Origin of the sequence: Trichococcus sp. ES5 (assembly GCF_900067165.1) — a bacterium.
Taxonomy (GTDB): Bacteria; Bacillota; Bacilli; order Lactobacillales; family Aerococcaceae; genus Trichococcus; species Trichococcus flocculiformis.
In genome coordinates, this window is the sequence record NZ_FJND01000007.1 from 50,245 (window position 1) to 66,840 (window position 16,596).

Consider the following 16,596-nt stretch of genomic DNA (forward strand, 5'->3'; position numbering starts at 1 on the left):
GTAGAGACAAGGGGTTCCTTTATCCTTTCCGAAGGGCTAACCCGTGAAGCTAGCCATCAGTCGTTATAAAAAGCTCACATCCAAGATAAAATTCGCATGCAGCCTACGGTTTGCGGTACAATTTAAGCAACCAAGACTGCCTGTCCCATTCCGAAACGGAGGATTTTCCCTATGAACGAAACCCATAAACCGGCGCACAATTGCGGCGGAGACTGCGCCTGCAACTCGCACAAATCCTGCATTTCGCTGGTGCCGATCTTCAATCACTTGGAGCCGGACCAGATGGACGAAATCATGTCCGTCACGCATCCGGCGACCTACAAAAAAGGCGAACTGCTCTACCGCCCCGGTGATACGTCGGATACACTCTATATCCTCCATTCCGGCCTGATCCGCATTTACCGGCTGGCCGAGTCCGGAAAAGAGCAGCTCGTGCGTTTCCTCAATCCTGGCGATTTCACTGGTGAGTTGGCCCTCTTCAGCGAATCGAAGCACGAAGCCTATGCCGAAGCGGTGAAGGAGACCCAAGTTTGCCGGATGAAAAGGAACGATCTACAGCACTTTTTGTTGAAATACCCCGCCATTTCTTTGAAATTGCTGCAGGAATTCTCCAACCGTCTGGAAAAGTCGGAACGGCAGACGACCTACGTGTCGACCGAAAAAGTCGAAGCCCGCTTGGCCCTCTACCTTGCCGAACTGGCCAAGAAAGACGGCGACACCATCACTTTGCCGATGTCGAAGAAGGATCTCGCTTCCTACCTCGGGACGACACCGGAAACGATCAGCAGGAAGATAGGCTCATTGGAAGATCATCACCTCATCAAACAACTGAACCACCGCGAAATCGTCATCCTCGATCTCGATGGCTTATTGTTTCTCTAAAATCGCTCACGACCGTCTCTTAATGGGACGGTTTTTTGATTTGCAGACGCATGAATAGTCAGCTGTCGGGTATTGGGATAGCTACGCATTGCGATTACCTGACAGTTGTGGGATCTCTCGGTTGTTTGCGATGCGAAGCGAGCGGTTCACCCGACAGACATACAATCCGCTCACTTTTTGCCGGATCACAAACGTATTCCAGAAGCGCGCTTTATGGTAGAATAGGCTAGAAAAGTGAGACAAGCCCGCTCTGCCTCGAAAGAAATTTAGGAAATCGGAAATCGTACCGACTGAGCATCGTAGAGCGCAATAGGTACGATTTATCTAATTTCCGAGGGGCAGGCTTGAATCACTGGACAGTTTACGAAAAAGGGGGAAATTTTGATGACAGAAAAAATGAAGCAGCGGCTTTTGTTGGCCTTTGCCACGGTTGTCGGCTTCGTGATCGGCTACCTGAATCCTGCGACTTCGCAGGCGCTTTTGTCGGGCATCGGCTGGATTGCGGGGATCGGTATGTTCATCCTCTTCCGCCGCTCGAACAAAAATCCGGAGCACGATTACTCGGAAAGCTGGGCTTACCTGCTGATCCGCATGCTATTGTTCTTCATCATCGGTGCCGCTTTGGGCAGCATGATCCCTTATTACCAACAGATTATGGCCTTGCAGCAGCAATAGGCCATCTATTCATTATTCAAAAAACAACCAAAAAGGAGTATGTATGCACATGGATTATGTCGCCATTGACTTTGAAACTGCAAACAGCCGTGGTGACAGCGTCTGTTCCATCGGCTTGAGCCGCTTTTCCGACGGTAAGGAAGTCGACCGCTACTATGCGCTCATCAATCCACGTCAATATTTCAGCCGCGGGAATATTCAAATCCACGGCATCACCGAGGACATGGTCGCTCGTGAACCCGACTTTGCCGGCCTATACTCAGACATCCGTTCCTTCATCGGAACCGATCCGCTGGTGGCCCACTTTGCCCAATTCGACATGAGTTGTCTGCAACAAACGATTGAAACTTACAAACTGCCGAAGATGCAGAATGAGTTTTTCTGTTCCTGCAAGATGGCGCAGCGCATGCTGGATCTGCACAACAACCGCTTGCCGACCGTGTTGGACTACTTCGGCATGACGATCGATAACCACCATAATGCCGTGGAGGATGCGGTCGCCTGCGGGCTGATCACCAGCAAAATGCTGGCGCAATACGACTACGACATCCAAGGATTTCTGGACGAATATCAATACCGGATGGGCAAATTGTTCTCGCATAGCTTCGGCGTCGCGAAAGGCGGCAAAAGTACGCCTGCCAAACGAGCGAAAACAGCCGCACCGCTAAAGCCGAAGAGCCTGCTGTTCGACAAGGAACACGTCTTTTACGACAAGCACGTCTGCTTTACCGGCCGCTTCCAAAAACTGAAGCGCAACGATTTGGCCCAGCTCGTCGTCGACGTCGGCGGCCATTTCGATGCCAAGCTAAGTTACGAGACCCTTTATTTGGTCGTCGCCGACAGCGATTGGCGCAAGATCGGCACACCGTGCGAGAGCCGCAAAATCCAGGCAGTCCGCGAGCTGCAAGGTAGCGGCCACAATTTGACGATGCTTTCGGAATCGGATTTCCTGCGCAACTTTCTGAAGGAATGAGGTGAAGACAGATGAATATCTTCAGCAAAATGGACAATTTAGTGAGCCTGACCGAAAATGAGAAAATTTTGGTTTCCTATATAAAAGATAATCCCGAGGCTTTTGTGAAAATGACTTCAGCGGAAATCAGCGAAGCCAGTTTTATTTCGAACGCAACGATTTACCGCTTATGCAAAAAGATGGATTTGGCCGGACTTTCCGAATTGAAGATTCTGGTTTCGGCCTCGGTCGGAGACTATCTGAAAGAACGGAAAACGCTGGATTTCAACTATCCGATCCACCCCAACGAAACCCAATATCAGATTACGCGGACGATGCAGGAACTCTACGAACAGACGGTTGTGTCCTCGCTCAACAATCTCGATCTGGAGCAGCTGCGGCAGGCGGCTTCCTTGATGAAAAAGGTGCCATCCATCGACCTGTATACCTCTGCCGGCAATCTGTTTTTCGCCGAGAACTTCAAGTTTCAGATGCAGGAAATCGGCAGATTCGTCAATGTCCCGATCGAAGAATATCATCAGCGTCTGACAGCGGCAGCCAGTGATCCCTCGCACCTGTCGATTGTTGTTTCATACGGCGGACGGGGGACGGTCATTCCCGAAATCGTGAAAATCTTGAAGAATAACCGATCACCCATTCTGTTGATCACATCCACCGATGCGATCCCTTTCGCGGGTGCTGCCACGCACCACCTGTACATGAGTTCAAATGAAAGCCATTACAATAAGATCTCTTCGTTTTCGACCAGGCTTTCATTACTGTTTTTGCTGGATTGCCTCTACACCAGCTATTTCAAACTCGACTACGATCACAATGTCGCAATGAAAATGGATTATTACAAAAAAATCAGTCGAATCACCTGGTGAGGTTCACTAAGTCAACAAGGTCTTCTGAAAGAATCCTCTCAGTGTTCAAACCGTATGGATGCAAGTTCTGAGAAATTTCTTTCATTCGGGGCTCGGCATCTTTTTTCGTAAATAGTTATGGCTTATACTGAGTGCATCCATAAAAGAGGGCCTTTCATTTCTTAATGAAATCCTCCCGACGTGAGATCGCTCAGTCAGTAAGCGTCGGAAAAAAATGACTCCATCATTGAGAAGAAAGGCCTTATCTGTGTACTGCCATACGCAATGAGGCGTCCTTCTCTGCGAAACCCGGACAGTTCTGTCCGGGTTTTTGTGGTTCTTCGGCAAAAAACGGAAACGAGGCTGCCTCGTTTCCGTTTTTCTTTTTCGCTATTCTTTGCTGAGGGCTATCTGTTTGTCCCGGTTGCCCAGAAATTCGTTCAGGAAGGCCGCAGCCAGTATCAGCACGCCTCCCGCCAATTGCACGGGTGATAAGTCTTCTTTCAGGAATACGGCCGAAACCACAATCGCCGTCACCGGATCGACATAACTGAGGACAGCGAATGTCTGGCTCTCGATAACTTGGGCGCCTGCAAACATAAGCACATAGGCAATTCCCGTGTGGATGATTCCCAAAACCAGCAGACTGGTGATGGAGCCGCCAGTCAATTGTCCTAATCCGAAACCGGAAGTCAGAGCGACATAAGGAGTCAGGATTCCTGTTGCGATGACGAGCGTTAAAGCAGTCAGCGGGATCCCGCCAAGACCTACAATTTTTTTGTTGGACATAATGGCCACCGCATAGAAAAATGCTGCAGCCAAACCGAAGCCGATCCCGACCGGATGATTATAATTCCCCGCATTCGGGCTCACGCCGATAATCAGGAACATCCCCAGCATCGCCAAAAGGACGCACGCGATCTTTTTCGCGGTCAAGGATTCCTTGAAAACGAACGGCGCCAACAGCGTCATGAAAATCGGCTGGAAATAATAGCTCAACGTCGCATTCGATACCGTCGTGTACCGGAAAGCTTCAAACAGCAAAATCCAGTTCATGCCGACAGCAAAACCCGAAAGCAACAGGAACTTGGCATTTTTCCTGACCAACGCCAAAGGGATCTTTTCCTTGCGCACCATCAATGTCCCCCAGAGGAACAGACTCCCCAACGCTCCCCTGAAGAAGGCAACCTGATTGGACGCCAAATCGATATTCTTAACGAAGATGCTGATTGTCCCGAATATCAGCATCGACAGCATCACTTTTCCTTTTCCTTTCGACACAACCCCACACCTTCCCTTGATTGATGAAAATAGTACATCCATCATATCACAGAGTTTGCCGGCCGTGGATGATTTCCGCACAATAAAGTCCACTGATGAATAAAGAAGCCCCGGATGCGCTGCATTTGCGCATCCGGGGCTAGGAGAGTATGCTTACTGACCTCTTGTTATTTGAATTCAATAAAGAGATAAAGATCTCCACCTGTGAAATCCGGTGTGCGTTCCAAGGAATTGACCAAAATATTCATTCTGATTTGGTCATTTTCAGTGGTTATCGTCGCATCCTCGATTGTCAGATTCCCCTTATCGAATCCTGACGTTTCAGACTGCTCGAAAATAGTATCGTACACTTCCCGGGTATTGTAGGCAATCAATTCTTCTCCTGCCGCATCCTTTACCGTCAAGATATAATACGTGCCATCCAACCTTTTTTCCAGTTGGTATGGTTGTCCATCCACTTCAAAATCGGTAGTTTCAACTGGACTTGTTTCGACTTCGGAGTAGTAAAGATACTGGTGAAGCATGACATCAAAGCCTGCGATTCCGACTACGGGATCGGCATCCCAGTTCAGGTAGACGAACTCGCCTTCGCCTTGCGGGTAATCCGTTTCGGAGTAGGTCATGTCAAATCCATAGGTATCAGTGAAATCACTGTAGACATTGAAGTCGCTCGGCAGGTAGGCCACCTCTTTATTGTAGCCCATGTTGTCGATGTAGGAAGCGACCTTTGTGATGACAATCTTGTCACCGAGGGGAACGTCGCTTTTTGGCACGATTGCGTTATCCACCAACATATCATTTTCGATCAATTTCCGTTCCAAAAAACCGATCTGGTTATTCTTGCTGACGGTAAAGGCATCGATTGGCGGAATGATGGAAATAGCCGACAATACCAGTAAGGCGATGGCGATCAATCCGTTGTGCTTCGGTTTCATGAAACTGAAGATTACCCCGGCTATCGTAGCGAAAATCCCGAACAGGATGACGTAATAACGGCCATGCGTGATACCCATCTCCCTGATTTTCAAGAAGGAAGCGATGGTCTGGAAGACGACAATCGGAATCAGGACCTTAGGGAAAATTTTGCGGAACAGATCAGCGAATTTATTCTCGAGATTGCAGGCGAGGATATAGACGATGATGACGATGATCGCATAGGAAACAAGCAGCGGCTCCAAAAGATTGTCTGTCCAGAATTCTCCGCGGATGTTCATGACGACATAGACCAAGAGAATCAACGTGTAAATGGCCGTCAAAGGAATGATGATGTAGGAAATCAGAACTTCCAGGAAGCGCGGTACCATAAATTGACGTTCCAGCGTTTCGCCGCGTTTCGCCCACGCCTCATCCGGTATCATTTCTTCACGTTTGCCCGGGTACAGTGGTGTCATCGACAAGAAATAGATCGGCGCGAACAATGAACCGACTATGTTCAGAAGATGTGTGAGCATTTTATAATCGATATTGAAGAGAAGGTAATCCGTAGCGTAAAAAATGGCGCTGATACCTGCTGCCAACACTCCTGAAAAAAGAATGGTCGTAAAGAAGGCTTTCAGCGCTGACAAAAAACTCCGGTGGAAAGGCACTTTAATATTTTCAATCGAAGGTATCCAAATGAAGGCAATCATAAGGGCGAACAGCGCCACACCGGTTTTGACGCTGATGGCGATGTTATACAGTGTCTGCGGTCCTACCGCGAAGTAATAGCCGGTTGCAAGTAATACCGCTCCGCCCATCAGCAGATAGCGGGCGTTCATTTGCGTAAAGAACCTTTCGTAAATCATTTGGCCAACGATGCTCAGCATGGCCCCCACCAAAAAAGTGAACAGATAGCGGGCATAATCCTCGCGCGGATTTTCGATCATGAAGCTGTTCAATACTGCGACCGCAATCAAAAAAACGACGGTCAGTGGATAACGACTGATGGAACGCCCCATTCCTTTGTAGGCTTTCCACAATGCGTCTTTGAATTTCATTTTTGCCACTCCCTTCAGGCATTCGGATGATCGGATAGCATTCTTTTTTCCGAGACCTTCCCCCTTCCAGCCCCTATCCTTTGCACCCACATTGCTTCTATTGTTCCCGATGAAATCGTCCAGTTTGCTTATCTTAATTATGGATATCCAAGCGCACCTTTGTCAAATTTTGCGGTGCCTTTAAGGGCGCGCACCAAAATACAACTACCTCTGCGCTAGCCAGCTCCTCATTCTTATTGTTTGAACGGTCCCGTCTTCGCATCCTTCATCGCCAATTGGATATAGTCGATGGAAGCATTGAGTTTGGCGGTTTCCCACTCGTCCAAAGCGACCCCGAATTGTTTTTCCACGCCGTTCCGGCCAATCAGGCACGGCATGCTCAAAGCCACATCGCCGTCATGGCCATACTGTCCGCGCAGAATCGTGCACACTGGGTGGACGCTCTTTTCATCCAACAGGACTGCTTGCGCCAAGGTGATGGCGGATTGCGCAACCCCGGCATTCGTCCAGCCTTTCCCGTTCAAGACATCGTAGGCTGACTTCACGACCGCCGCTCCGATCGCTTCTGGTTCCAACGTCTCGACTTCCGGGAAATAAGTTCCGAACTCCTCATAGCGAATCCCGTTTATAGCCAACCGACTCACCACCGGGAAGGCTGTGAAGCCGTGTTCGCCCATCATATAGCCGGTCACGCTCTTAGGATCGACACCGTACTGTTGCGAAATCACTTTGCGCAGACGGGCCGAGTCCAGCATCGTGCCGGTCCCGAAAATCCGGCCTTCCGGATAGTCGAATTCGCTGGCCGCGATATAAGTAACCGTGTCCAATGGATTTGTGATCAGAATGATGATGGCTTCTTTTGTATATTTTACGATTTCAGTCATCACTTCACGGATGACCGCAGCATTTTTTCTGGTCAAAGAAGCGCGATCCGGGATGGCATTCGGATCGTTTTCATCCTTCAGGACACTCGGCCCGGCAGCGATGATGATGACGTCCGCATCCGCGCAATCGGCGTAATCCCCGGCGTGTACGTCCACATTGGACATATAGGTCAACGCGGTCGCATGCGCCTGATCCAAGGCTTCCCCATGAGCAACATCCTTCAAAATATCGATTGTCGCGATTTCCGCAAATAACCGCAATTTCATCGCATCCGCCAATACGTAGGAACCTACATGTCCCACACCCACCACAACAAGTTTATTTTTATGCATCTTTCTCCCTCCAGTTCTCATCATACTTTCATCTTAGCACCTTTTCGGCGATTTATCACAAGTATTTCGCGAAGGAGGCTGAATCATTGTGCCGGCTTGCAATAATCGGCCGGTCCGAGTACTATGGAAGCAACATCACCAAGAGGAGCATACGGTAAATGGAAAAGTTTGTGGAAGCTTTAAAACAAAAAATTCGTAGTAAAGAGGGCTTGTCGCCCAAGATGCAGGATATTCTGGATGCTTGCGTGGTACTATTCTCGACGAAAGGATTTTCCAACACCAGCACAAAGGACATCGCCAAAGCCGCCAATGTTGCTGAGGGAACCATCTACAAACACTTCGGGACGAAGGAAAACTTGCTTTACGCTACGATTTTCCCGATTCTGCGCGACATTATCTCTACGGAAGCGCTCGCTCAAGTGCAACAGTTCCGCAGTTCTGCAGAGAACGCGCCGTTCGAGCGGTTCGTGGCATTCATCGTGCGCAAGGATGTTATGATGCCGGAAGAGCATTTTCAATCCGGTAAAATTTTTCTTACCGAAATGATGTACGACAAACAGCGCTGCCAAGAATTCATCACCATGATTCCAAAGGACTTAATTGAAGGCATCTATGCGATCCTCGACGGCTATAAAGAGAAAAATGAGATCGTCGATTGGCCGAATCCCGTCATTTGGCAATTTATCATGAGCATCCTGTTCGGTAATCACCTGACCCATTACGTCCTTTTCACGGATACAAAACGCGACAAAGAAGCCGAAATCACTTATTTGACCCAACAGATCGTCAAAGGCCTCAGCCCCGATAAGCAATAGCATTGACAGCCCTTTACAGAATCGCTATACTTGACTAATCGTACGGTGAGTAAATACTCACTCATCGGCATTTCTTTCAAAATAATAAGGAGGCATCCCCTAACTATGGCTTTTGTCGAACTAAAAAATCTGAATAAATATTACCCTATCAGCGGCTCGGAAGATTTCCAGGCACTTAAGGACGTCAACCTTTCCTTGGACAAAGGCGAATTGGTCTCAATCGTCGGTGAATCCGGCAGCGGTAAATCAACCTTGATGAATCTGTTGGGCGGTCTCGACAGCCAGTTCTCAGGCGAAATAACCATTGACGGCCAAAACATGAGTACGTTCAAGGAAAAAGATTTCGTGAATTACCACAAAGAGAAGATCGGCTTCGTTTTCCAGAGTTTCAATCTTGTTTCCCACCTCAGCGTGCTGGATAACGTCACGTTGGCGATGACGCTTTCGAACGTCGATAAAAAAACGCGGGTCGCAAGGGCGAGAGAAGTCCTGAAGCAACTTGGCCTTGACGACCAATACAAAAAGAAACCCAGCCAGTTATCCGGTGGACAAAAGCAACGTGTGGCCATCGCCCGTGCGTTGGTCAACGACCCGGACATCATCATTGCCGATGAACCTACCGGAGCTTTGGACTCACAAACGACTGATCAGGTGCTGGACATCATCCAAGACATCGCCAAAACCGGTAAGTTGGTCATCATGGTCACCCACTCGGAGAAAGTAGCGGCCCGCTCCACGCGCGTCGTCACAATTGATGACGGAAAAATCATCGGGGATATCCATCAAGGCGAGATCGCCTTGCACGACAATGCATTTGAACTGCAGCAAAAAAGTAAAAGCAAAAATCTCACGTTTTTTGCAGCAATCCGTTTGGCTCTTCTTAATATGAAGGAAAAACTGGCGAGGAATATCCTGATTGCTCTTGGCGGCAGCATCGGCATCATGAGCATCATCGTGATGCTCTCCCTTGGCGAAGGCGTCAATGACTACCTGACCGAAACGATGAACGCCAACGTCAATCCGTTGGTAAGTGAAGTGCGGATGCCCATCGTGATGGAAACCAACAACAGCGAAAACACTGACTCCTCTATGATGATCATGACTCCCGCCGGTGCAGAGATACCTGCCGGATCCGCGCCATCAGGTCCTCCTGCCGGGGTAACGCAGTCTGACCCGTTTGGAGAAGAAGATCTGGAAAAACTACGGAATATTCCGCATGTGGCAGAAGTCAATCTGGCCTACTCTTCGCTTACGATCGGCAGCGATAACGTCATCTATGAAGGCGAAAAATATGCCTTCATGAACTTTGGGACAACCTCCGGCATGACCGATTCCAACATCCTCTATGGTGCTTTCCCTGAAGCTGGCGAAATCCTGATCACAGAAGGTGTCGCCAATCAGATGGCTGGCACTGCCGAAGAAGCCATCGGAAAAGAAGTGACCGTGGATGTTACTATAGACGGTGAATCGCTGGAAAAAAATTATGTCATCAGCGGCATCTATTCAGCCGGCCAAGCTATCGGTGCATTTGAATCCGTCTATATGTCGGCGGAATCATTCGAAACCTTGACTGCGGAAAATAATCTGGAAGTAGAACCGAACGTTGTCTACTTGGTATCTGATGATCCGGAAAATACCCAAGCCATCAAAGATGAAGTGGCCGCCCTAGGTTACCGTGGTTCATCTGCGGATGCCCTGGCTTCCACGTTCACCCAAATGCTGGATATCTTCACTTACATCCTTTCCGGGGTTGCCGGTATCTCCTTGTTCGTGTCCGCCATCATGATTTTGACGGTACTCTACATCAGCGTAGTGGAACGGACACAAGAAATCGGTGTCATCAAAGCGATCGGTGGCCGCAAGAAAGATATCCGCCGCATCTTCGTTTCTGAGTCCTTCCTGATCGGTCTTTTCAGCGGCATTCTGGGTGTTGGTATCGCCTACCTCATCACCGTCGTCGGAAATATTGTTGTGGAGAACCTGTTTGATACTGCCATCCTGAATATGACACCGGCATTTGCGGCGTTCGGCATCGTCACCAGCGTGATCATCAGCATGGTAGCCGGCCTGATGCCAGCCCAAAAAGCAGCCCGCCTAGACCCAGTAGAAGCCCTAAGACACGATTAAAAAAAACAGGATGTGATGAATCCTAAGCTCAGAGTTTGAGCACTAACGAGGTTCAGGACCAAGCAGCCCGCTTTTGGCTGAGTGGGCCTGAACAGCGTTAGGCGGAGAACTCTAGGATTCAGAACTCAACTACCAGGATGTGATGATTCGCGTTTAGATACCCGGACGTTGGAGTACCCCACGAAGCGAACCTCTTTTGTTCACTCCGCGGGGTGCGAAACGGTAGTGGTATCTGCGAATCAGAACTCAACTACCAGGATGTGATGAATCTCGTTTAGAAATCGAGCCCAAAAAGAAGCAGTCCGACCTTCAAGTCGGCTGCTTCTTTTTATTTATTCTGCTAGGCGGATTTGCGCATAAAAGGCGTTCATCTGCTCGGCCAATTCATTTTCCTGCATTTCATGGAAGATGCTCATCACGTTGTACAGGTAACGCAACAACCAGTCAAAAGCATCCTTCTTCAAAGTAAGCCCGGCTTTCGCTTCTTCCTCTATCTCTTTATGCAACGCATCGACCCAATAATCTCCCAGAACAATGCGTACCCGTTGGAACTGTTCTCGGAAAAGCTGCTCCGTCGAAATTTCACCTTCTCCCGAAAACCACTCATTCTGGTTTGCACTACGGTAATACCGGGGTATAAAGTGCTTGAAATAAGGGTCGGATTGCTGCAGCAGGAAAAAAGCAGCTTCATATTTCTGATTGGCTATGTAGCTGTCCAATAAATAGGAAACCAAAATATCCCGGAAATCGATCGATAGTTTTCGGACAACCAAGTCCTTATAAGTATCATTGATAGGCACAAGGTCCAACTTGCTGTATAACGGCTGCCTGCTTGCACCAATCAACAATTCTTCACGTTCCAGCAGTTTATGCGCTTCTTCCATTGCCTTACCATGCATGCCACGGGAGCGGAAAACAACGAAACGGACCCACTTCAGCAACACACCTTCTTCGGCAGTCAGATGGATATCCGGCTTTCCGTCCAAAACCGTCGCAAAATTTTCCAGTTTTCGGACGGTATCCGCGTAAGCATGACGTTCCCACTGGATGTTACTCGCCTCATCATTTTCATAGCGGAAACTGATGAAAATCATCTGCAGCCATATTTTTTTGATGTCAGAATAACTGATGCGAAAATGCAACTGTTGCCGCAGCGCTTCTTCCATCTGCGTCTTGGTTTTGGCAGGCTCCCAACCCGATCCGATTGCCTCAGCTTCAAATAGTTGAACGAGTTCGATTGACTTCCTGACAGTGTGTTTTTTTTCTGTCATTAATTTATTTACAATAATTCTGAGAATGAGGTGCGATATTTTCTTCTGATTCCTGAAATAGGGGAAAATAAGATAGTCTTCACCCATTCTTTTACGCAAAATCCCCGCATGCAAAGGCTGGTGACCGAGAGGGCCGATTATCGGTGAAAATTCCTTTAGTTCATACTCCCCTTCCATGAATTCCAGATTCACATGACTGAAAGAATATCCCGTAGGAAAATTCTGCTTGTAATAGAACAGATACCACTCACGCGCTTCTGGTCCGCTCAGCAACAGCCGATCCACAGCGATGTCCTTTTCGGCAATCCGTTTCGCAAAACGTTGCGCTTCATGGGATAATCGATAATATTGTTGCGTATGCAAAAAATCATGCAGCGTACGCTCACACACTGTGGTTTTGGCAGTCAGTACATAGTCATAAATCGCGTAGTAATACTCAAAAAACAGACCGTAATCACCGTTCATCTTCTCTGCACCTCCGGACCGTAATCCTTTGCAATTCTAAGTCCATTTTACCATATCGCTCACAAAACGAAGAAAGAAAGCCTAACCAATTGATAAAAGTGACTGCCAAATACTGAAAATTGAACAATTACCCGAAAGCTGAAACAAACATCCTACATAGAATTTATTAAAATTTATACAAATTCCGGTCAGTTGATATAAAAATATTCAGTTATTTAATGACGTTTTCGCGCTAGGGTGCTATACTATACATGAAATGACGTTCGTCCTATTATCCTACAAACATGGCGCAGTATCCGAAGATTCCGACGCTACAAGGATTTTCCCGAAAAGCACCCATCCCTTCACGTCCCCGTCCATCACTTATTGATGAAAAGAAATCCTGATTTAAAAAAACAAATATCTTTACATCAGTTATATTGCCAATTTAATTTTCTCATTTCCTATGAAACATTGCTAAATAAACACTCAATTGCAAAGCACTATAGTTATTTTGTTTTTCATCTATTTTTAATGAACAAAAGCAAGCGTTATGTCCATTATGTTCCGGTACATTTTTTAATTGTCCCAAGACCAAAAAAATGTGTTGTACCGGCCATTAAATTGCATGCCAAAAATAGATAATGATTACTCTAGCCCGGCACTTTCCTGTAATCGGACTCGCTTGGGATGATCCGATCCGATTCCTTAATCCAGGTGTTTTGCTGGCGAAATATTTGTCCCATCTGCCGCATCAATAAATTGGTTTTGTTAACGACAACATACTACTCGCAATAAGTTTATTTTTCCTAGCCTATCATTTGTACATGTCGGATTAAATTACAGACAGATTACAACCCAGGCTTTTTGTGACAAGGATTAAATTTTATTATTTTTTTAAAATATACTAGACAAAAAAAAAAAATAGTATATTATTATTGTTATTGGCTCGCTCAAATGATATGGAATTTGAGTCAATTAATTTTCAAATTGTCGAACCGTTGCTATCAGATAGATTACGTCAGGAGGATTACTATGTACACAATGTCCAACATAAAAAACCTCTCCTTGAAGATTGTTCTTGCTGAAAAGAATACAATCACATCAGCCCAACCTACAAACTACCAAAAATTCCCTTATGTTAAACTTTTCTATGTTACAACAGGGGATGTTTCTTTAGTCATGAAAGAAACAACAGAAAAGCTTTCAAAAGATCAACTGATCTTATTGAACCCAAATGTAGAGTATTATTGGGACCTGACAGGAGATAAAGCAGCAGAGATTATCGAAGTCGGCATCCACGGGCTTGAATTCTCCAAAATCGGTGATGCAGAAAGCGATTTCTCTTACTACCGCCACAACGACGGTGAAAAAGAAACTGCGACTTTCTTGAATTTATTGCTGGATGAAATGAGCACACGCAGCCAGGGATACGAAGAGGTCAGCAAACGTTTCGTCGAGATCATCCTGATCCACTTGTTGCGTCTGGAAGAATTTTCGATCCGGAACTCACTGAACAAAAAGAACCACAAAGAAATCCAAACGGTCAAGAATTACATGAAAGTGAACTACCACAAGAACATCACGTTGGATGACTTAGTGGATCTGGTCCACATCAACAAATTCTACTTGATCCGTATCTTCAAGCAAGAAGTCGGCATGTCGCCGATCGACTACTTGATCCATATCCGTATCGACGAAGCGCAAAAAATGTTACGCAACACCAATATCGCCATCGCCGATATCGCGCACTTGGTCGGCTTCCAGTCTCCGTCACACTTCTCGAAAACATTCCGGGAATTGTCGAACTGCACGCCTTCACAGTATCGTCGTCAAGGAAACCAATAATACAACAAAAAGAAGAAGAAGCCGCTGTTTTAAGCGACTTCTTCTTCTTTTTGTTCCTCCAATGCCCGCAAATAGTCTCTTGCTTCGCGCGGTTTGCGGAAATGTTGAATTTCGATGCCGGCCGGCGCCTGATCCAGTAAAGCAATCAAACCCGGGCGGTTGTTTTTGTTGAAGTTCCAGATGAATTTCATAAATTCCCAATCGAATCGCTCCGGGCAGCCTTCCCCCATATCAGGACGGGTCCTTTTGCGGTTCAAAACAATCCGCTTCAACGCGCGATAGAGACACAAACTCCTTGGATAGTCGAAAAAGAAAACTGTATCCGCACGCTCCAACCGAATCGGCAGGCTCCGTTGGTAATTGCCGTCGATTATCCATTTTTCGTCTTTGATCCGTTCTTTTTGGATCCGATCCTGTTCTTCAGCAGCGCGGAGATTCCAATCAGGAAGCCAATACAGTTTATCGAGGTGATGCAACGGATTGCCCGTCACTTGCTTTAACTTGCGCGAAAAAGTAGACTTTCCCGATCCGCTGCATCCGATGACGACGATCCGTTTCATTGCCTTCCCACTCCCGCTGTCCTTCATTATTGCCAAAGCGATTCCTCCTATCGAACGAGACATTCTCTTCTGTTGAACAGTTTACCACAGCGCAATTACGGTGGACAGTACCTGCTATGTCCCCGCAACTAATGGTATACTTGGACTACAGAACTTGAAAGGAACGATGCGGAATGATACGCAAAGCACGAAAAGAGGACTGTCCGGAATTGTATGATCTGATCCACGAAATCTTAGTGGACATGGAATTGCCACTGCTCACCCTGTTGGAACCGGATGTCCTGAAAGCCGCAGTGGTCCGGGCTATGCAGGAGGACGTCTACCGGTTCAGTTACCGGAATGGCCTTGTCTATGAAGAAAATGGCGAAATTCTCGGCTGTTGTTTCGGCTATCCGGGAGCGTCCGAACCTATCATCGATGCCGCACTCCAGACCGCTTTTAAGGAAATGCACGTCACGGCGCCTAGTCTTTTCCCCGACAGCGAAACGTTTGCCGGAGAATGGTATTTGGATTCCATCGTGACGAAGCAGGCAGCGCGGGGAAAAGGTGTCGCCTTCCAACTGCTGCAAGCACTGCCGACACTCGCCTCAGATGCGGGTGAAACCATCATCGGCCTGAATTGCGAAAAAGACAATCTGCAGGCAAAAAAACTTTACGAAAAAGTTGGCTTCCGGACCGTTTCCGAGCGAACGCTGAGCGGGCATGTCTATGATCATATGCAGTGGGAACTCGAAAGAATTGCCGATATCAAAGAAAAAATCAGTAGCCGTCTGTAAAGTAGTCACGCTATTTATTTAAAAATAATGAAAAAAATATTATAAATAAAGCACAGCATAGCGTCACTGATAACCTTAACTTTTTTCGTCTGTTCTCCATTCTAATCTTTTTCTCCATCTACATTGTATTGAGATTTTGCTTTTGATTTAAGTTTATTCCGTTCACGTCTAACTCTTAACAACTCAAGCAACGTTAAAAATGATGCTGTATAGAATCCAGAGCCAATGAAATCTCTATTAATAAAATATTCTATAGCAATCCCTATTAGACTTGCCATAATTAGACTTATTAGGACATTAAGATACGGATGTTTCTGATAAAATTTCTTATAAAAATTCATGATGTTTAAACCTCAAATCTGTCTATTTATAAAGTTTTTTATCTTGTTGCTACAGCTCTTTTAGCACCATCGTATCCAGTGCTCTTATAAAAACCTACCCATCCATTTCCATTTTTATCCCAGTTATTAGCAACGGCTACTCCTGGAGCATCTCCTAGTTTTGTCCAACTACTAGCCGTCAACAAGCCACCCAACTATAAACAGCTGTGCTTGCGAGGTAATTGAGTTTGATTTTGAAATATGTCCATTATCTTCATAAACAGTTACAATGGCTCCTTCATCTGTATATTCTATAACTACATTTTCTGAGAGCGTGTCAATTAATGGTTGTTTAATATCGTATGCTGGATTTGTTTCATTCTCAATAACCCACAAAGGGGTTTAACCTTCATTATTTGATTCTGAGGCACTAGCTGTCGTTCCTAGAATAACTGTCCCCAAAACTAGTGCTGTTAATAATGAAAATTTAAAAACTTTTAGACTCTTTTTCATCTTAATTCTTCATTCTATCATTTTTTCAATACCATTAGAAGATTGACCGTATCCACATTAAACCTCATTTTCT

Annotated in this window: 15 protein-coding genes; 8 read left to right on the forward strand and 7 right to left on the reverse strand. The window is 46.5% G+C overall.

The genetic code is table 11. The features are described 5' to 3' along the window. Positions 1-171 precede the first annotated feature (171 nt). From TES5_RS07450 to TES5_RS07465, 4 genes are all read left to right on the forward strand, one after another. The gene (locus tag TES5_RS07450) at positions 172-882 is read left to right on the forward strand and encodes a Crp/Fnr family transcriptional regulator (RefSeq protein WP_068561240.1); all 711 of its coding nucleotides are present in this window, start codon (positions 172-174) and stop codon (positions 880-882) included. 384 nt (positions 883-1,266) lie between these two features. Beyond that, on the forward strand, positions 1,267-1,557 hold the full coding sequence (locus TES5_RS07455) for a hypothetical protein (RefSeq protein ID WP_068561241.1): 291 nt from the start codon (positions 1,267-1,269) through the stop codon (positions 1,555-1,557). A gap of 49 nt (positions 1,558-1,606) precedes the next feature. Then, entirely contained in the window at positions 1,607-2,530 is a 924-nt protein-coding gene (locus TES5_RS07460; protein ID WP_178137806.1) for an exonuclease domain-containing protein, read from the forward strand. 11 nt (positions 2,531-2,541) lie between these two features. Further along, positions 2,542-3,396 (forward strand): MurR/RpiR family transcriptional regulator, encoded by an 855-nt coding sequence (locus tag TES5_RS07465; RefSeq protein ID WP_068561243.1) that lies wholly within the window; start codon positions 2,542-2,544, stop codon positions 3,394-3,396. A gap of 369 nt (positions 3,397-3,765) precedes the next feature. Here TES5_RS07465 and TES5_RS07470 read toward each other — a convergent pair whose 3' ends face one another. From TES5_RS07470 to TES5_RS07480, 3 genes are all read right to left on the reverse strand, one after another. Further along, the gene (locus TES5_RS07470; RefSeq protein ID WP_178137807.1) at positions 3,766-4,656 is read right to left on the reverse strand and encodes a DMT family transporter; all 891 of its coding nucleotides are present in this window, start codon (positions 4,654-4,656) and stop codon (positions 3,766-3,768) included. Positions 4,657-4,823: 167 nt separating this feature from the next. Next, positions 4,824-6,632: a DUF4153 domain-containing protein gene (locus TES5_RS07475; RefSeq protein WP_068561244.1), complete on the reverse strand. Its 1,809-nt coding sequence runs from the start codon at positions 6,630-6,632 to the stop codon at positions 4,824-4,826. 233 nt (positions 6,633-6,865) lie between these two features. After that, positions 6,866-7,849 (reverse strand): lactate/malate family dehydrogenase, encoded by a 984-nt coding sequence (locus TES5_RS07480; RefSeq protein WP_068561245.1) that lies wholly within the window; start codon positions 7,847-7,849, stop codon positions 6,866-6,868. A gap of 158 nt (positions 7,850-8,007) precedes the next feature. Between TES5_RS07480 and TES5_RS07485 the strand changes: the two genes are divergently transcribed. Both TES5_RS07485 and TES5_RS07490 read left to right on the forward strand, forming a co-directional pair. Then, complete coding sequence (locus TES5_RS07485) at positions 8,008-8,664, forward strand: TetR/AcrR family transcriptional regulator (RefSeq protein WP_068561246.1); 657 nt, start codon at positions 8,008-8,010, stop codon at positions 8,662-8,664. 105 nt (positions 8,665-8,769) lie between these two features. Then, positions 8,770-10,791, forward strand: coding sequence for an ABC transporter ATP-binding protein/permease (locus TES5_RS07490; RefSeq protein ID WP_068561247.1), 2,022 nt, complete (start codon positions 8,770-8,772; stop codon positions 10,789-10,791). Between the two features lie 332 nt (positions 10,792-11,123). Here the strand turns inward: TES5_RS07490 and TES5_RS07495 are convergent, their stop codons facing one another. Beyond that, positions 11,124-12,527: a hypothetical protein gene (locus tag TES5_RS07495; protein WP_068561248.1), complete on the reverse strand. Its 1,404-nt coding sequence runs from the start codon at positions 12,525-12,527 to the stop codon at positions 11,124-11,126. Positions 12,528-13,541: 1,014 nt separating this feature from the next. Here TES5_RS07495 and TES5_RS07500 point away from each other — a divergent pair. Next, positions 13,542-14,354: a helix-turn-helix transcriptional regulator gene (locus TES5_RS07500; RefSeq protein WP_068561249.1), complete on the forward strand. Its 813-nt coding sequence runs from the start codon at positions 13,542-13,544 to the stop codon at positions 14,352-14,354. Positions 14,355-14,383: 29 nt separating this feature from the next. Here the strand turns inward: TES5_RS07500 and TES5_RS07505 are convergent, their stop codons facing one another. Beyond that, positions 14,384-14,950, reverse strand: a complete 567-nt coding sequence (locus tag TES5_RS07505) for a P-loop NTPase family protein (RefSeq protein ID WP_083546475.1) — start codon at positions 14,948-14,950, stop codon at positions 14,384-14,386. A gap of 137 nt (positions 14,951-15,087) precedes the next feature. On the opposite strand from TES5_RS07505, the gene TES5_RS07510 reads away from it, so the two are divergent. After that, entirely contained in the window at positions 15,088-15,690 is a 603-nt protein-coding gene (locus TES5_RS07510) for a GNAT family N-acetyltransferase (RefSeq protein ID WP_068561250.1), read from the forward strand. Between the two features lie 101 nt (positions 15,691-15,791). Here TES5_RS07510 and TES5_RS07515 read toward each other — a convergent pair whose 3' ends face one another. Both TES5_RS07515 and TES5_RS15560 read right to left on the reverse strand, forming a co-directional pair. Then, positions 15,792-15,968: a hypothetical protein gene (locus TES5_RS07515; protein ID WP_369813485.1), complete on the reverse strand. Its 177-nt coding sequence runs from the start codon at positions 15,966-15,968 to the stop codon at positions 15,792-15,794. Between the two features lie 234 nt (positions 15,969-16,202). Continuing rightward, positions 16,203-16,406: a hypothetical protein gene (locus TES5_RS15560; RefSeq protein ID WP_143148218.1), complete on the reverse strand. Its 204-nt coding sequence runs from the start codon at positions 16,404-16,406 to the stop codon at positions 16,203-16,205. Positions 16,407-16,596: the final 190 nt, after the last annotated feature.

What these genes read in the sequence shown, in the direction of transcription:
- TES5_RS07450 (WP_068561240.1), top strand. Translation starts at nt 172, where the DNA reads ATGAACGAAACCCATAAACCGGCGCACAATTGCGGCGGAGACTGCGCC.
- TES5_RS07455 (WP_068561241.1), top strand. Translation starts at nt 1,267, where the DNA reads ATGACAGAAAAAATGAAGCAGCGGCTTTTGTTGGCCTTTGCCACGGTT.
- TES5_RS07460 (WP_178137806.1), top strand. Translation starts at nt 1,607, where the DNA reads ATGGATTATGTCGCCATTGACTTTGAAACTGCAAACAGCCGTGGTGAC.
- TES5_RS07465 (WP_068561243.1), top strand. Translation starts at nt 2,542, where the DNA reads ATGAATATCTTCAGCAAAATGGACAATTTAGTGAGCCTGACCGAAAAT.
- TES5_RS07475 (WP_068561244.1), bottom strand. Translation starts at nt 6,632, where the DNA reads ATGAAATTCAAAGACGCATTGTGGAAAGCCTACAAAGGAATGGGGCGT.
- TES5_RS07480 (WP_068561245.1), bottom strand. Translation starts at nt 7,849, where the DNA reads ATGCATAAAAATAAACTTGTTGTGGTGGGTGTGGGACATGTAGGTTCC.
- TES5_RS07485 (WP_068561246.1), top strand. Translation starts at nt 8,008, where the DNA reads ATGGAAAAGTTTGTGGAAGCTTTAAAACAAAAAATTCGTAGTAAAGAG.
- TES5_RS07490 (WP_068561247.1), top strand. Translation starts at nt 8,770, where the DNA reads ATGGCTTTTGTCGAACTAAAAAATCTGAATAAATATTACCCTATCAGC.
- TES5_RS07495 (WP_068561248.1), bottom strand. Translation starts at nt 12,527, where the DNA reads ATGAACGGTGATTACGGTCTGTTTTTTGAGTATTACTACGCGATTTAT.
- TES5_RS07500 (WP_068561249.1), top strand. Translation starts at nt 13,542, where the DNA reads ATGTACACAATGTCCAACATAAAAAACCTCTCCTTGAAGATTGTTCTT.
- TES5_RS07510 (WP_068561250.1), top strand. Translation starts at nt 15,088, where the DNA reads ATGATACGCAAAGCACGAAAAGAGGACTGTCCGGAATTGTATGATCTG.
- TES5_RS07515 (WP_369813485.1), bottom strand. Translation starts at nt 15,968, where the DNA reads ATGGCAAGTCTAATAGGGATTGCTATAGAATATTTTATTAATAGAGAT.